We start from the raw sequence: 14300 nt of genomic DNA, 5'->3' as shown, positions 1-14300 counted from the left end.
TAGAGCGGAGCTTGCTCCGCTGCTCTCGGCTCCGGGGCCTGCGCAGCCGGGCAAGCTCGGCTCTACGCGGGGGTGCCGAAGGCCGGCGGCGTGGGAAATTCCTACTGGATAACCAGCCTTGCGCCGATATCGGCGCCGGCCGCTTCCGGCGATGCTGCGGCCATGGCGAGCCCACGACTGCTGAAAGGCCGCATTTCGCGAGTCGGCGATTTCTACGTGGTGACGACGGTCACTGAGCGACGTCGGGAACTATTTCGCAGTGGAAAGCTGGCAGATGTCGTTGTCGGGGAGCTGCAACTCTGCGCAGAGGAGGGCGCGCTGATTTCCCTCGCATGGGTCGTCATGCCCGATCATCTGCATTGGCTGTTGCAGTTGCAGCAGAGTTCGCTGAGCCGGTGCATGCAGGCGTTCAAATCGCGGTCCGCGCGTGCGATCAACGCCGTCGGAGCGTCGCAGGGCTCTGTCTGGCAACCAGGCTTCTACGACCACCGTCTACGCGACGAGCGCGATCTCGACCGCCAGGCCAGATACCTCATCGCGAATCCCATCCGAAGCGGACTCGTCAGCGACATCGATGCCTATCCGTACTGGGGGTGCCGATGGATCTCCCGCGCCGCCGACCTGTAAATACGATATCTGCTCCGTAGAGCGGAGCAAGCTCGGCTCTACGAGGGGTGCGGGGGATTGGCGGAGATCGCGGCCATCCGTAGAGCGGAGCTTGCTCCGCTGCTTCCGGCTCCGGAGCCAGGAGCAGTCGAGCAAGCTCGGCTCTACGAGGGGCGTGGAGGATTGGTGGGGGCGAAGGCAAAACGGGCGGGGCTCGCGGCGGGGGTCAGTCGGCGCGGGTGCCGAAGATCTTGTCGCCGGCGTCGCCTAGGCCGGGCAGGATGTAACCCTTCTCGTTGAGGCGCTCGTCGATCGAGGCGGTATAGACCTCGATGTCCGGATGCGTCGCCTCGATCGCGCGCAGGCCTTCCGGTGCCGCGACCAGGAACAGGCCCTTGATCCGCGACGCGCCCGCGGCCTTGAGCATCTCCACCGTGGCGATCAGGGTGCCGCCGGTGGCCAGCATCGGGTCGAGGATCAGCGCGGTGCGGTCCCGCATGCCGCCGACCAGGTTCTCGTAGTACGGCATCGCCTGCAGCGAGGCCTCGTCGCGCTTGATCCCGACCACGCTCACCTTGGCCGCCGGGATCAGTTCCAGCACGCCCGGCAGCATGCCCAGGCCGGCGCGCAGGATCGGCACCAGGGTGACCTTGCGGCCCTTGATCCGGCGCACGCGCACGGTGCCGGCCCAGCCTTCGACCTCGGTGTCCTCGGTCTCCAGGTCCGCCGTCGCCTCGTAGGTGAGCAGGGTGGCGACCTCCGCGGACAGCTCGCGAAAGGTCTTGGTGCTGTTGTCGGTGCGGCGCATCAGGCCGAGCTTGTGCTGCACCAGCGGATGGCGGACTTCGACGACTTTCATGGGCGGACCGGTATCGAGGGAACCAGGTCAGTGTGACTGAAAGATGATGCGGCACAAAGCCGCATGGCGAGCGGGCGCGGTCCGGTTGTCATGGACCTGCAATCGAACGGCAATAGGGTTTGCGCCCGTTGTTCACACTTTCCGGTGATCCTGTGACCCCTCGCCATCCGCTCCCCGTCGCCATCGCGATGGCCCTCGTGGCCGCCGCCTCCAATCCTGTCTCCGCGCAGTCGACTGCCGCGCCGACCGTCGGCCACGACGATGCGGTCACCCTCGACACCCTCGAGGTGCGTCCGCAGTTCGAATCGCAGATGCGCGCGATCGATTTCAAACGCAGTTCCGATGCCATCCAGGACACCGTGTCCTCGGACTCGATGGGCCAGTACCCCGACAAGAACGTCGGCGAATCGCTGCAGCGCCTGCCCGGCATCAGCGTGACCCGCGACCAGGGCGAGGGACGCTTCGTCGTCGTCCGCGGCCTGGATGCCGGGCTGAACAGCGTCAGCGTGGATGGCGTGGCCGTCGGCACGCCGGAGGATTCGATCCGCGCGGCGCCGCTGGACGTGATCCCCTCCGATTCCACCGAACGCCTGACCGTGATCAAGTCGCCGACCCCGGACATGCCCGGCGACTCCATTGGCGGCACCATCCTGATCGAATCGGCATCGGCCTTCGACCGCGAGGGACGCAACATCCGTGCGAAAGCCGAACTCGGCCATCAGAGCCTGAGCGGCATCACCAGCCCCAAGGCTTCGTTCAACTACAGCGACATCTTCGGCGGCGGCACCTTCGGCGTCGCCTTCGGTGTCAGCTACCAGGACCGCAACTACGAGTCGGACAATATCGAGGTCGAGTACGACAAGGACGAAGATGTCTCCGACGGCCTCATCCCGATCGAGGTGCAGCAGCGCAAGTACAGCATCAACCGCGAACGCACCGGCGTGAACCTCAACCTCGACTGGCGGCCGGACGACAGCAGCAGCTACTACCTGCGCACGTTGTACACCGATTTCACCGATGCGGAAACGCGCCAGAACAGCATCGTTCCGGTGGGCGAGGGCGACTTCGCACAGATCGGGGACGGTGTCTATGAAGTGACGGGCATCGATCCCGGCGATTTCAGCCGGCGCGTGCGCTGGCGCACCAAGGAAGAAGAGACCTTCACGGTGAGTGCGGGGGGCGAGAACCGCTTCGACGCATTCGCGGTCGACTACAAACTGGGTTACACCCAGATGCGGGAGCGGGTCGAAGACGAGGTCGAATCCCGCTTCGATTACGACGGCGACGACGACGTTTCCCTGATCCTGGATCAGCGCAGTGCCGTCCCGACGTACACGATCGCCGATTCGCCGGCCGGAGGCTGGCTGCGGAACGACAACTACGCGTTCGACCGTTTCGTGGTGGCGCCGATCTGGGTCGATGACGACGAGTACAGCGCGGCGCTGAATGTCCGCTTCGATACCGACAGGGTGACCTGGAAGGCCGGCGTGCTGGGGCGGTGGCGGGAGCGCGACGTGAACATCGACGAGCGGGAACTGCGCGTCGGTCCCGACATCAACCTGGGCAGCTGGACCTCGAACCCGCCTTCCTACGCGCATGGGAACATGGGGGACGGCATCGGCTCCGGCGCCATGAACGACTATCTCCGCCGGTTCCTGGACCAGTATTCGGAGCGGCCGCAGGACGCGGCGGCGAACACCGAGATCTCGCTGATCGAGGACTACGTCGCCAACGAGGACATCCTGGCGGGCTACCTGATGGGTACCGTGGACTTCGGCGGCCTGCGCGTGATCGCCGGCGCCCGTGTCGAAACGACGGATTTCGAGGCGACCGGCAACGTGGTCGACCTGGAGGACGAGGAGACCATCGGCTCGATCGGCAAGCGCAACGTGTCCAGCAGCTACACCAACGTCCTGCCAGGCCTGCATCTTCGCTACGATACGCAGAACGACTGGGTGTTCCGCGGCGCATACACCCATACCATCGCCCGTCCGTCGTTCGGCGACATCTCGCCGCGGACCCGGATCAACCGCGACGACGAAGAGGTCGAACTGGGCAATCCGGACCTGGACCCGTACAAGTCCAGGAACCTGGACTTCTCGGCCGAGCGCTACATCGGCGAGTCGGGCATCTTCTCGGTCGGCGTCTTCCACAAGGACATCGAGGGATACATCGCCGAAACTTCCGAGCGCAGCCATCCGGACTATGCCGATTTCGACGTGACCATGCCGGTCAACGGCGACGACGCCAGCGTGCTCGGAGTGGAACTGAACTGGCAGCAGCATTTCGACAACGGTCTCCTGTTCGGCGCGAGCGCCACCTGGCTGGACACCGAGTTCAGCCTGCTGCCCGGCGTCGACCGCGCCGGGGAGAAGTTTGCGCTGCCGCGCGCGTCCGACCGCCTGTACAGCGCCCACATCGGCTACGAGCAACGCGGCCTGAGCGTGCGCCTGGCGGCGGTCTACCGCAGCGAATACCTGGACGAGATCGACAGCGACGATCCGGATTTCGACATCTGGGTCGCGGAGAACACCCAGCTCGACTTCACCCTGGACTACAAGGTCAGCGACGAGTGGGGCTTCTTCTTCGAGGCTTCCAACCTCCTGGACGAGCCGCTGGAGTTGTATCAGGGTTCGCCGGCGAACACGCTGCAGAACGAACTGTACGGCCGGACTTACGTCGTGGGCGCGAAACTGCGATTCTGATCTCCCCGGTCGCCGGGCCGGCGGTCCGGCGGTCCGGCAGTCACGTTCGAAGGAAAAGTCTTCATGTCCAACTCCAAGTATTCCTTGCCTGCCGGCGTGCTTGCGGCGGCGCTGGCGCTCGCGACCACTGCCTGCAGCGCCGACATGGCGACCGGCGACGCCGCCGCCGAGCACGAAGCGGTACAGGCGCCCGCCGATGTCACCGCCGCGCGACCCGACGGTGGCGCCGCGGTGCCGGCCATCGAGGAGGCCTTCGTCTCCGCACTGACGCCCGACGACAACATCGACTCGCCCGCTGCGTGGACCGCGCCCGACGGCACGACCTGGGTCATCGCGACGGCCAAGGCGACCGACCGCCTCGTCGTCTACGACGGCGCCACCGGCGAGACGCTGCGCAGCGTCGGCAGCCTCGGCATCGGCGAGGGCCAGTTCGAGCGGCCCAACGGCGTCGCCGTCGTCGACGACCCCGGATCAGGCCCGGGGCAGGCGCTGCTGTTCGTCGTCGAGCGCGACAATCATCGTGTCCAGGTACTGCGCCTGCCGGAGTTCGCGCATGTGGTCACGTTCGCGGCCGAGGACCTCGTCAAGCCCTATGGATTGTGGGTCAACCGCGCCGACGGCGGTTACGAGGTCTATGTCACCGACTCGTACGACGAGGGCGAGGATGCGCAGGGCGAGGACATCCTCCCGCCACTGGAGAAGTTGGATCGTCGCGTGCATCGCTACGCCCTGAAGCCTGCGGGCGAAGGGTTCGAGGTGACCCGCCTGGGCGCATTCGGCGATACCGGCCCGGAGGGCGCGTTGCGCGTGGTCGAGTCGATCTGGGGCGATCCGGCGACCGACCGCCTGCTGATCGCCGAGGAGGACGAGACCTACGCCAACGAGCTGAAGGTCTACGACCTCGCCGGCAGGTTCGCCGGCCGCACGGTCGGCCGCGACGTGTTCAAGGCCCAGGCCGAGGGCATCATGCTCAAGACCTGCGCGAACGGCAGCGGCTGGTGGCTGACGACCGAGCAGGGGCCGTCGCGGACCGTGTTCCACCTGTTCGACCGCGACACGCTCGAACATGCCGGCGCGGTGACCGGACGTACCGTCGCCAACACCGACGGCATCTGGCTGCACGACGTGCCGTCCGAACGCTTCCCCGACGGCGTGCTGTATGCCGTGCACGACGATCAGGGTGTCGTCGCGTTCGACTGGGCGGAGATCGCCAGGGCCGCAAAGTTGCCGGGGTGCGCGCGTTGATGGCGTGTCGGCGGAGGGGCGGCGTGCTCGGTGCCGGCATGATGCTGGCGCTCGGTGCGCTGCTGGCGGGCGCCGCGTTCGCCGATGCCGGTCCGGCCCAGCGCAAAGCCGAACCGAACACGCTCGTGCCCGCGGGGGTGATGCGATATGCGCCGGGCGTTTTCCCCGATCGCATCGTGGCTTCGCCGTCCGAGGACGCGGCGACCGGGTTCGCGGTCGCCTGGCGCACCGGTGGCGCTGTCGACGCGCCGTGGCTGGAGATCGTCGAGGCCGGCGATTCGCCGGACATGGGCCTGCCACGGCACGTCCGGTCGACGACGCGGGCGCTGACAACCGAGAACGGCGCGGCGCACCACCACCGCGCCGATGTCGACGGCCTGCAGCCGGACACCTTGTACGCCTGGCGCGTGCAGGGCGAGGGCACCTGGAGCCCGTGGCGGCAGCTGCGCACCGCCGCCGCGGCCGATGCGCCGCTGACGCTGCTGTACTTCGGCGACACCCAGAACAAGAACGCCAGTCTCGTCACCCGGGTGGCGCTGGAGGCGCTGCGCCATGCTCCCGACGCGCGCCTGGCGCTGTACGCCGGCGACCTGGTCAGCGGCGGCGACGGCGAGGACGACAACGAGTGGGGCGAGTGGTTCGACGCCGCCGGCCCGCTGCCTTCGCTGCTGATGGTGGCGCCGGCCGCCGGCAACCACGAGCATTTCGAGGAATTCGAGGACACCCCGCAGGAGCGCCGCGTGCTTGGCGCGCCGTGGTCGCTGGCGTTCGCACTGCCCGGCAACGGTGCGCCCGGCGCCGAGGCGACCACCTATTGGTTCGATTTTCAGGGCGCCCGCGTGGTGGTACTGGACGGCACCTCGGCGCTCGATCTGGGCACCGCCCAGGCGCAGGCGCGCTGGCTCGACGGCGTGCTGGCCGACAATCCGCGGCCCTGGACCCTGGCGCTGATCCACCAGCCGATGTTCTCGCCGCGCCAGGACCGCGACAACGTGCTGCTGCGCGAGTACCTGCTGCCGGTGCTGGAGCGCCGCCGCGTCGACGTGGTGCTGCAGGGGCATGATCACGTCTACGGCCGCCGCGGCGGTCTGGTCGAAGGCCGGGCGACACCGCAGTACGTGGTCTCGGTGGCCGGCGCCAAGCAGTACCGGCTGTCCGACGAGGCGCGAAACACGATGGCCCCGGTGGCCGAGGACACGCAGTTGTTCCAGGTGCTGCGCATCGACGGCGACACCCTGCGCTACGAGGCGCGCACCGCGACCGGACGGCTGTACGACACGTTTGAGCTGCGTGCAGAAGGCAATGATCGGCGCCTGGTCGAGATCGAGGCCGGGCGCATCGGACAGCGCGACTGCCCGCGCGAGGCGACTTTGAAGGGGCGTACTGATCGCTGCTGGGAGTAGGGGAGTGGAGCCGGGTTTGCCCTGTGATCCCATGCTGATCGCGCTCCGCGGTGGAGCCGAGCTTGCTCGGCTGCTTCGGTTCCGGGAGAGGGAGCAGCGGAGCAAGCTCCGCTCTACGGGGGGAAGCGCATGCGGAGGGTTGTCGTGATGCTTTCGATGTTGTCGCAGCGGTTGCCGGCGCTGGTGTTGGGATTGGCAGCCGTGTGTACGGTCCAGGCCGCCGGGTCGATCGTGCATCCGTTCCATGCCGGACAGCCGGGCAGCATCCCGGAGGAGGGGGTGCTGGTAGTCGAGGTTCCGGCCGGGAGTTTCACCAAGTACGAGATCGGCGACGACGGCCTGGTCCGCGTTGACCGTTTCCTGTCGATGCCCATGGCCTATCCGGCGAACTACGGATCGATGCCGCGCACCCTGGCCGGCGACGGCGATTCGCTCGACGCGCTGGTGCTCACCCGTGCACCGTTGCACCCGGGAGTACTGATCCGCTTTCGCCCGGTGGGCGTGCTGCGGATGATCGACGGCGGCGAACGCGATGAGAAGATCGTCGGCGTGCCGGCCGACGACGTCGATCCCACGTACTCCGGCATCCGCGACATCGCCGACCTGCCGGAGATGGAGCGCCGACGCATCGAGGCGTTCTTCCGCGTTTACAAGGAGTTGCCGGAGGAAGCGAATCCGGTCGTGCTCGACGGTTTTGGAAACGCCGATGAGGCACGGCTTCTGATCCGGAGTTCACTGGAAAGATTCCGGCAGCGAACGGGGGAGTGAGGGCAACCGCACGACCTGTGCAGCGCTGCGCTCACGCGTCGTGCAGGTCAGCCCGGCCACCCGCCTGGCGGCAGTTGTAATCCGTGGGCGGCCGCGCGCCGCTCCCAGCGCTGGCGCGCCAGACGCTGCATGTCGGTGACGTGGTCCATCTCGTCGACGATCTCGCCGCCGAGCAGTGTCTCGATCACGTCCTCCATCGTCACCAGTCCCTCGGTATCGCCGTACTCGCCGACGACAGGTCGCGCTGCAGGCGGCGCAGCGGCGTCCCGCCTTCGTCGCGGGCCTCGGCCTGCAGCAGCTCGTCCTTGAGGACGAAGCCGGCGATGTCGTCCAGGTCCTTCGTGTACAGGGGAATTCGCGAGAACGGCGCCGCGGGGGCGGCCCGAAGCGCTTCGGAGACGGTCGTGTCGTGCTGCAGCGCAGCGACCACGGGGCGCGGCGTCATCACGTCGCGCGTCCTGAGCGTGGACATGCGGAAGAGATTGCGCAGGATGCGCGATTCGCGCGGATCGATGTGGCCTGACTGCTCGCCGATGCCCGCCATGGCGATGAACTCTTCCCGGCTGAAGACATGCGTCTGCCGGCCGCCCGAGACGAGACGGGTCAGTAGTTCGGACACCTTGATCAGCGGATAGAGGAGCAGGATCAGTCCGCGGACGAAGACGGCGGTCGGCGCCGCCAGCCGGCGCCAGTGCACGGCGCCGAGCGTTTTCGGCACGATCTCGGACAGGAACAGGATCAGCAGGGTCGCGACGGCCGAGAACACGCCCACCCATGCGCTTCCGAAGACGACGGCCGCCTTCGCGCCGGAACCGACGGCGCCGGCGGTATGGGCGATGGTGTTGAGCGTGAGGATGGCGGCCAGCGACTGGTCGATGTTGTCCTGGCGCAGCCGATGCAGCGAGGCTGCGAGTCGGGGGCGCTTTTCCTGCAAGCCTGCGATGTAGGACGGCGTGATGCTGAGCAAGGCCGCTTCCGCGATCGAGCACAGGAACGACAGCCCGATCGCGACGCCGAGATACGTGACGAGCAGGACCACGTCGAGGGTGCCGTATCCGGGAGCCGTCCCGGAGGCGGGAGCCGCGGCAAGCGAGCAGGCGGGAAGAAGCGCAACGGCAAGCGAGAACGCGGCAGCGTAGCGGCGAATGGGGGAGCTGGCGCTCGATCGCATGGGAATTTCGCTCGGAGATGGCAAGGTCGGGACGCGGCCCGGCCTGCAGAGTCTACCGAGGCAGGACATCGGCGCCGTATCCGGGCGTGCGAGACGTCGATGCGTGCGAGGCTTCGGAGCTCGGCGAAAGCGAATGTCGATACCGCCCGGTGGGCAGGCTCTTCGGGCAGGCTTCGCCGTGATTCGCTGCGCTTGTTGCGCTGCTTCCAAGAAAAGCGGGGTGCACGGGAGAATGCGTGCCCTCAGGCGGCTTCGGCCTGCCGCTGGCGCGGGCCCTCGAGCAGCACCCGGCGCACCATCGCCACCACCAGGTCGAGCTCGTCCTCGCCCATGTCGAAGCGCGGGGTGAAGCGCAGCGAATTCTCGCCGCCGTGGATCACACCCAGGCCGTGCTCGCGCAGCCATTCCTCGCTGGAGCCGGCGCCATAGCCCTTGAAACCCTTGGCCAGCTCGCAGGAGAACAGCAGGCCGGTGCCCTGGACCTTGGTGATCAGCCCGCCCAGCTCGTCCTTCAGCGCTTCCAGCTTCTGCACCGCCTGACGGCCGCGCTCGCCGATGTTGGCGCGCAGCTCCGGGGTGATCGCGCCCAGCACCGCGCAGGCGACGTCGGCCGCGCGCGGATTGGCGGTCATGGTGTTGCCGTAGGTGCCGCGCCGGTAGATGCCGGCCGCGCGTTCGCCCAACGCCAGCACCGACAGTGGGTACTGGCCGGCGTTGAGCGCCTTGGAGTAGGTTTCCATGTCGGGCGCGTCCTGCCCCTCGAAGCCGGGGTAGTCGACGATCGACAGCGCGCCGGTGGCGCGCAGGCCGGCCTGGATGGAGTCGACCAGCAGCAGCGAACCGTGCGCGCGGGTGAGCGCGCGCGCGGCGGCGTAGAACGCCACCGGCACGCGGCGGCCAGGGTCGCCTTCGCCCATCACCGGCTCGAGGAACATCGCCTCGACGAACCAGCCATTGGCGTCGGCATCGGCGAACACCTGTTTCAGCGCCTCGATGTCGTAGGGCTCGATCGCGATCACGCTGTCCTCGCCGCGATAGCTGGCGAGATACTGCATGTAGGTCTTGCGGGTGGAATCGGAGTACAGGGCGGGGCGGTCGGTGCGGCCGTGGAAGCTGCCCTTGACCACCAGCCGTTTGATCGCGCGGCCGGCGCTGGGCGCGCCCTCGTCGGTCATCGCCCGGGCGTTGGTGTCGGCGATGCGTGCTGCCAGGCCCACCGATTCCGAGCCGGAGTTGAGGCACATGAAGGCGGCGAACGGGCAGTCGCCACCTGCCGTTGCCTGACGCGTGTGGCCGATCTCCGCGCGCAACGCGCGGGCCAGGCGCAGCTGCGACAGGCTGGGGGTCATGATGTTGGCCATCGCCTGCGGCCTGGCCATCGCTTCCAGCACCGCCTCCGGCGCATGGCCGAAGCCGAGCATGCCGTAGCCGCCGGTGTCGTAGATCACCGCGCCCTTGAGCGTCACGATCCACGGACCGCGTGCGGCCAGGGCGACATACGGGTTCACCCCGTCCTGCGGGTAGAAATTGACGAAATCGGCCTGCACGGCCAGGACCTGGGCGTCCTCGTCGAGGTCGAGCAACTCGGCGAAATCGCCCTCGATGCGCGCGAACTCCGCGGCGGCAGCATCGATCGCGGCGACGAGCTCCGGATGGCCGGCGGCGAAGCTGGCAAGGGTGGCGTCGTCGAGGCCGCTGGTGCGGCGCTGGCCCTTGCGGGCGCGGAGCGGGGCGAGGGTATCGATCACGGACATGCGGTCCTCCGGGTGCTGGAGTGGGGCCGGCGCCGCGCTTGCGGCAGGCATCTCCCTATTATCGCGATGATTTCGTCGATTAACAGGTGCGATCTGCTCGGAATTCATGTAGAAATCGTCAGATCGACGAACCCGGGACCGCAATGAAGCTCACCGACGCCGACGAAGCCCTGCTGTCGCTGCTGCGCGAGAACGCCCGCGCGTCCACCGCCGAACTCGCCCGCCGCCTGCAGCTGTCGCGGACCACGGTGCAGAGCCGGCTGGAGCGGCTGGAGCGGCAGGGCGTGATCGCCGGCTACACGGTGCGGCTCAACGAGGACTACGAGCGCGAGCGCATCCGTGCGCTGATCATGGTGACGGTGTTTCCCAAGCAGATGCCGGGGGTGGTGGAGGCGCTGCGCGGCATGGCCGGGGTGCGCAGCGTGCAATCGGTGAGCGGACCGTGGGACCTGGTGGCGGCCGCCGCGGTGCCGACCATCGGCGAGATGGATGAACTGACCGACCGCATCGGCGCACTCGAGGGTGTGGAGCGCACGACGTCCTCGCTGGTGCTGTCGACGAAGTTCCAGCGCTGATTTGCTCCCGGGGCGGCGCCAGTGAATAGCCGCGCCAGGCAGCCCCATCCGTGGCGACGAGGCATCACCGTCGCCACGGGGCGGCGCCAGTGAATAGCCGAGTCTGGCAGTTGGTTTTTTCGAAGAGCGGCTTCGGTTGGCCGCGCGGGGCGGGAGCTGTGCCGGGGGTATTGCTCCGCCCTTCGGTCCGGCCGTCCATGGCCGGACTCAGGGCCGCTGCACATCCCTGTGCAGCTCTCCGCAATACCCCCGGCACAGCTCCCGCTGCAGTGTTGGTTGGCTCCGGAGGAATGGGCTGCCGAGCAGCCGACAGCGAATCGCCAGTGCGGCGTCCGGGCCGGGTGATGCGGACAGCAGACCAGGGATGGTCTGCGGCGGCGAGTCGGGCCATGGATGGCCCGACCGAGCCGGGGAGCATTGCCCGGCCCGGGCGCCGCTGCCTCCGAAGCAGCGCCAGGCAGCGCCATCCGTCGCAACGAGTCATCACCGTCGCCACGGGGCGGCGCCAGTGACTAGCCGCGTCAGGAATTGGTTCGAGGAAGATCTGCTTCGACCGACCACGCGGGGCGCGAGTTGCGCCGGGGGTACACATCACCCGGCCTGGGCGTCGCTGGCTCCGAAGCCGGCGAGCCTGCCCGCTTGTTCGAGCCGTGAAGGAAAGGCTGACGGGCAGCAAGCACCCGCGTCTTACAATGCCCGCGCCCCGCACGACTCGCCGCCTTGAAGAAATCGGATTTCCACTACGACCTGCCGCCGGAGCTGATCGCCCAGGCGCCGCTGCCTGAGCGTTCGGCCAGTCGGCTGCTGGTGGCGCCGCCGCGGGAGGGCGCTTTCGACGACCGTCGCGTCCGCGACCTGCCGGCGCTGCTGCAGCCCGGCGACCTGTTGGTGTTCAACGACACCCGGGTGATCCCGGCCCGGCTGTTCGGGCAGAAGGACAGCGGCGGCCGGGTGGAGATCCTGATCGAGCGGCTGTTGCCGGACAACGAGGCGCGGGCGCAGATCGGCGCCAGCAAGGCGCCGAAGCCGGGCGGGCGCATCGCGCTCGACGGCGGCGGCAGCGCCGAAGTGCTGTCGCGCGACGAGGCCGGCTTCTACCACCTGCGCTTCGAGGTCCCGGACGCGCTGGAGTCGTGGTTGCTGCAGGCCGGGCGCATGCCGTTGCCGCCCTACATCCGGCGCGCGCCCGGACACGACGACGCCGAGCGCTACCAGACCGTGTTCGCGCGCCGTGTCGGGGCGGTGGCGGCGCCCACCGCCGGCCTGCACTTCGACGACGCGTTGCTCGATGCGTTGCGCGCGCGCGGCGTGCAGTTCGGGCACATCACCCTGCACGTCGGCGCCGGAACCTTCCAGCCGGTGCGCGTGGAAGACGTGCACCAGCACCGCATGCACAGCGAATGGCTCAATGTCGGCGCCGAGCTCATCGCGCAGATCCGCCGCGTGCGCGAGGCCGGCGGCCGGGTGGTCGCGGTCGGGACCACCGTCGTGCGCGCGCTCGAGAGCGCCATGCACCACGGGGAACTGCAGCCGTTCGCCGGCGAGACCCGGATCTTCATCTTTCCCGGCTACCGCATCCGCAGCGTCGATGCGCTGCTGACCAACTTCCACCTGCCCGAATCGACCCTGCTGATGCTGGTGTCGGCATTCGCCGGCAGGGAACGGATCTTCGCGGCGTACCGGCACGCGGTGCGCGAGCGCTACCGCTTCTTTTCCTACGGCGACGCGATGCTGCTGTTTCCCGCCACGTCGGACGGTGCTGGTTCTTCGTAGGAGCGCGCCATGCGCGCGATGCCGCGGGTGTCGGCAGGATCCGGTGGATGCGGCGATTCCGGACCGGCAAGCACGCCGGTCACCGGAATTTGCGGGCGGCGCCACACCCGCGGCATCGCGCGCATGGCGCGCTCCTACGGACGCGTGGAATGCCTGGACCGCCACCCGGTTGCGCGGGACTTCTTGGGCGGCCGAGCCGTAAATGATTAGAATTCTCATCTCCGCTCCAGCCATCCGCGCAGCGCGCCGCCAGGGCCGGTCGAATCGAATCCACTCCCAGGAGATGCTCCCCATGCGTTCCGATCGTTCCGTCATTCGCCCGCGACATGCCACGACCCTGTTCGCCGCCGCCTGCGCCGGCCTGTTGCTGGCCGCGTGCAGCCAGCAGGCGCCGCCGGCCGCCGACCCGGCCGCGGAGACGCCCGCCGCCCCTGTCGCCGGCGGCGAGGTCAATCTCTACACCACGCGCGAACCGGGCCTGATCCAGCCGCTGCTGGACGCCTTCAGCGACGACACCGGCGTCGAGGTCAACACCGTGTTCCTGAAGGACGGGCTGCTCGAGCGCCTCGGCGCCGAGGGCGAGCGGTCGCCCGCCGACGTGCTGATGACGGTCGATACCGGCAACCTGCTCGACGTGGTCGAGGCCGGCCACACGCAGCCGGTGCAGTCGCCGACGCTGGAAGCGGCGATCCCGGCGCACCTGCGCGGCAGCGACGGGCAGTGGTTCACGCTGTCGCTGCGCGATCGCGTGCTGTACGCCGACAAGGACCTCGAGCTCGACGGCTTCGCCTATGAGGACCTGGCCGATCCGCAGTGGAAGGGCAGGGTGTGCATCCGTTCCGGCCAGCACCCGTACAACACCAGCCTGTTCGCGGCGATGATCGCGCACAACGGGGTCGAGGCCACCGAGCGCTGGCTGCGCGGGGTCAAGGCCAACCTGGCACGCAAGGCCGCCGGCGGCGACCGCGACGTCGCCCGCGACATCCTCGCCGGCATCTGCGACATCGGCATCGCCAACGCCTACTACGTCGGCCGGATGAAGAACGCCGAGGAAGGCTCGGAGCAGCGCCAGTGGGGCGATGCGATCCAGGTGATCCGGCCGGTGTTCGCCGGCGCCGAGGACGGCGGTACCCACGTCAACATCAGCGGTGCGGCCGTCGCCCGCCATGCGCCCAACCGCGACAACGCGGTGAAGCTGATGGAATACCTGGTCTCGGACGAGGCGCAGAGCCTGTACGCGAAGGCCAACTACGAGTATCCGGTGAAGGCAGGGGTGGAGCTCGACCCGGTGGTCGCCAGCTTCGGCGAGATGAAGATCGATCCGTTGCCGCTGACCGAAGTCGCCCGATACCGCAGGCAGGCCAGCGAGCTGGCCGACAAGGTCGGCTTTGACGACTGAGGCCGGCACTCCGGACCTGGGCGTGGCCCGGCGGCAGCGCCG

12 protein-coding genes are annotated in these 14300 nt (G+C 68.5%); 8 read left to right on the top strand and 4 right to left on the bottom strand.

The window, feature by feature from the left end:
* Window positions 1-72: 72 nt before the first annotated feature.
* On the top strand, window positions 73-627 hold the full coding sequence (locus AB5T46_RS15955; RefSeq protein WP_370565034.1) for an REP-associated tyrosine transposase: 555 nt from the start codon (window positions 73-75) through the stop codon (window positions 625-627).
* Between the two features lie 205 nt (window positions 628-832).
* On the opposite strand, the gene upp is transcribed toward AB5T46_RS15955, so the two are convergent.
* Entirely contained in the window at window positions 833-1465 is a 633-nt protein-coding gene (upp, locus tag AB5T46_RS15950; RefSeq protein WP_370565031.1) for a uracil phosphoribosyltransferase, read from the bottom strand.
* Between the two features lie 152 nt (window positions 1466-1617).
* Here upp and AB5T46_RS15945 point away from each other — a divergent pair, with 152 nt between their 5' ends.
* The 4 genes from AB5T46_RS15945 (at window position 1618) to AB5T46_RS15930 (ending at window position 7586) form a co-directional block, all read left to right on the top strand.
* Window positions 1618-4170, top strand: a complete 2553-nt coding sequence (locus AB5T46_RS15945; RefSeq protein ID WP_370565030.1) for a TonB-dependent receptor — start codon at window positions 1618-1620, stop codon at window positions 4168-4170.
* A 63-nt stretch (window positions 4171-4233) separates the two neighbouring features.
* Window positions 4234-5415, top strand: coding sequence for an NHL repeat-containing protein (locus AB5T46_RS15940; RefSeq protein WP_370565029.1), 1182 nt, complete (start codon window positions 4234-4236; stop codon window positions 5413-5415).
* Window positions 5416-5453: 38 nt separating this feature from the next.
* Window positions 5454-6818, top strand: a complete 1365-nt coding sequence (locus tag AB5T46_RS15935; protein ID WP_370565092.1) for a purple acid phosphatase family protein — start codon at window positions 5454-5456, stop codon at window positions 6816-6818.
* Between the two features lie 147 nt (window positions 6819-6965).
* Window positions 6966-7586 (top strand): inorganic diphosphatase, encoded by a 621-nt coding sequence (locus AB5T46_RS15930; protein ID WP_370565091.1) that lies wholly within the window; start codon window positions 6966-6968, stop codon window positions 7584-7586.
* 47 nt (window positions 7587-7633) lie between these two features.
* On the opposite strand, the gene AB5T46_RS15925 is transcribed toward AB5T46_RS15930, so the two are convergent.
* From AB5T46_RS15925 to AB5T46_RS15915, 3 genes are all read right to left on the bottom strand, one after another.
* Window positions 7634-7789: a hypothetical protein gene (locus AB5T46_RS15925; protein ID WP_370565028.1), complete on the bottom strand. Its 156-nt coding sequence runs from the start codon at window positions 7787-7789 to the stop codon at window positions 7634-7636.
* On the bottom strand, window positions 7786-8757 hold the full coding sequence (locus AB5T46_RS15920) for a CNNM domain-containing protein (RefSeq protein WP_370565027.1): 972 nt from the start codon (window positions 8755-8757) through the stop codon (window positions 7786-7788). The genes AB5T46_RS15925 and AB5T46_RS15920 overlap by 4 nt, the downstream gene beginning before the upstream one ends.
* A 242-nt stretch (window positions 8758-8999) precedes the next feature.
* Window positions 9000-10511, bottom strand: coding sequence for an aminotransferase class III-fold pyridoxal phosphate-dependent enzyme (locus AB5T46_RS15915; RefSeq protein ID WP_370565026.1), 1512 nt, complete (start codon window positions 10509-10511; stop codon window positions 9000-9002).
* A gap of 143 nt (window positions 10512-10654) precedes the next feature.
* Between AB5T46_RS15915 and AB5T46_RS15910 the strand changes: the two genes are divergently transcribed.
* From AB5T46_RS15910 to AB5T46_RS15900, 3 genes are all read left to right on the top strand, one after another.
* Window positions 10655-11086, top strand: a complete 432-nt coding sequence (locus AB5T46_RS15910) for an Lrp/AsnC family transcriptional regulator (RefSeq protein WP_370565025.1) — start codon at window positions 10655-10657, stop codon at window positions 11084-11086.
* A 720-nt stretch (window positions 11087-11806) separates the two neighbouring features.
* A complete protein-coding gene (gene queA, locus AB5T46_RS15905) occupies window positions 11807-12859 on the top strand; it encodes a tRNA preQ1(34) S-adenosylmethionine ribosyltransferase-isomerase QueA (RefSeq protein WP_370565024.1) in 1053 nt (350 codons plus the stop codon).
* Between the two features lie 292 nt (window positions 12860-13151).
* Window positions 13152-14258, top strand: a complete 1107-nt coding sequence (locus AB5T46_RS15900) for a Fe(3+) ABC transporter substrate-binding protein (protein ID WP_370565022.1) — start codon at window positions 13152-13154, stop codon at window positions 14256-14258.
* Window positions 14259-14300: the final 42 nt, after the last annotated feature.

Source organism: Luteimonas salinilitoris (assembly GCF_041300785.1).
In the GTDB taxonomy this organism is placed as follows: domain Bacteria; phylum Pseudomonadota; class Gammaproteobacteria; order Xanthomonadales; family Xanthomonadaceae; genus Luteimonas; species Luteimonas salinilitoris.
Note: the sequence above shows the minus strand (reverse complement) of the source record. Positions and strands in the feature narration are given on the sequence as shown.

Coding starts and splice junctions, on each gene's coding strand:
- upp (WP_370565031.1), bottom strand. CDS start 1,465: ATGAAAGTCGTCGAAGTCCGCCATCCGCTGGTGCAGCACAAGCTCGGC.
- AB5T46_RS15940 (WP_370565029.1), top strand. CDS start 4,234: ATGTCCAACTCCAAGTATTCCTTGCCTGCCGGCGTGCTTGCGGCGGCG.
- AB5T46_RS15935 (WP_370565092.1), top strand. CDS start 5,454: ATGATGCTGGCGCTCGGTGCGCTGCTGGCGGGCGCCGCGTTCGCCGAT.
- AB5T46_RS15930 (WP_370565091.1), top strand. CDS start 6,966: ATGCTTTCGATGTTGTCGCAGCGGTTGCCGGCGCTGGTGTTGGGATTG.
- AB5T46_RS15920 (WP_370565027.1), bottom strand. CDS start 8,757: ATGCGATCGAGCGCCAGCTCCCCCATTCGCCGCTACGCTGCCGCGTTC.
- AB5T46_RS15915 (WP_370565026.1), bottom strand. CDS start 10,511: ATGTCCGTGATCGATACCCTCGCCCCGCTCCGCGCCCGCAAGGGCCAG.
- AB5T46_RS15910 (WP_370565025.1), top strand. CDS start 10,655: ATGAAGCTCACCGACGCCGACGAAGCCCTGCTGTCGCTGCTGCGCGAG.
- AB5T46_RS15900 (WP_370565022.1), top strand. CDS start 13,152: ATGCGTTCCGATCGTTCCGTCATTCGCCCGCGACATGCCACGACCCTG.